General features: G+C 53.3%; 1 protein-coding gene. It reads right to left on the reverse strand.

The genetic code is table 11. The features are described from left to right. Positions 1-20: 20 nt before the first annotated feature. Positions 21-974, reverse strand: a complete 954-nt coding sequence (locus tag AC3WJP_RS29055) for an IS110 family transposase (protein ID WP_493724599.1) — start codon at positions 972-974, stop codon at positions 21-23. Between the last annotated feature and the right edge of the window lie 207 nt (positions 975-1,181).

Here is a 1,181-nt window from a genome sequence, read left to right on the forward strand (position 1 = left end):
TGTGGGAGATTCTATGGTTTTCAACAAGCCAGAATCGGTGCTTTGGATTGGTATTCGCTCTGGTTTTTCAACAGGGCGAAGGCCACTCGCGCGAGCTTCCTAGCGAGCATCACCAGCACTTGAGTCGTGGCTTTTCCGCGGTTTCGCTGATATTGATAAAAGCTTTTCCACGCCGCGCTTCTACTCGCCGACATCGCCGCGTTGTGCAGTAATCGACGAATCTCCGCACAACCTCTTTTTGTAAGCCGCCGCTGCCCGCTCTTTTGGCCCGAATCGGAAACTTTGAGATCCATACCCAAAAAGGCGATATATGAATCCGCCTTTTTGAAGTCACCTCGAATAAACGCCATCACTAAGGCCGTCGCGCTCAAGAAGCCTATCCCTTCGATCGCCTGGCAACGCGCCACTTGCTCAGCCAAACCGGCTTGGCGTACGACTTCCTGAAGTTTCTTCGTGACCAGCTTGTCCAGTTTCTCCACGGATTTCAGAAAATCTGCAAATGCCGTCTTCAAGGTAGCGTCATTTGTCCAGCTCTGAGTCAGCTTGGTGCGCGCCTGGACGAGCGACGCACGACGCCGCAGAAGACTCTGGAGCCGCCCGTAAGCCGCTGGCGGTGGCGTCCAGGGACGAAGCTCTTGACCCTCGTGCTTGAGAAAACGGGCCAACAATTTGGCATCGGACCTGTCAGTCTTGCTGCGCAACCCAACGCCCTTGCGGTAATTACTAAGTTGGTATCCATCAACGACATAGACTGAAAATCCGGCGGCGTAGGCCATTTCCTGGATGTCGATGTGATAAATATTTGTGGCCTCTACAGCGATCGCTGTGTTGGCACTCAACGTTTTCAGCCAGCGTTTGATGGCTGCTTTTTCATTGCCGATGACAACTTCCAGCTCGCTGTCTTCGTGATAGATCACCAATTCTGCCTTGGCAACATCCACACCTGCTATCGACTGAGCGACCTGCATTGCCATGAGCACTTCTCCGCGTTAAGGTTTTAGAACTTGTCGGGGTTTCACCAAGCGGCGCAGGCTTGTTCCTATCGTCGTTCTCTCACGATGCATTCTTTATCGGCGCTTTGGTGGAAGGGGTGGGGCGAGGTCTCCCACGGTCTGTACTGTTGGCGCAGTCAGATGCTTAGCGTTCGTCCCACCACCCCTTCAAGTTCTACCATACAAGCA

The sequence above is a fragment of the Pseudomonas sp. GW821-FHT01A09 genome (genome assembly GCF_058986725.1).

What these genes read in the sequence shown, in the direction of transcription:
- AC3WJP_RS29055 (WP_493724599.1), bottom strand. Translation starts at nt 974, where the DNA reads ATGGCAATGCAGGTCGCTCAGTCGATAGCAGGTGTGGATGTTGCCAAG.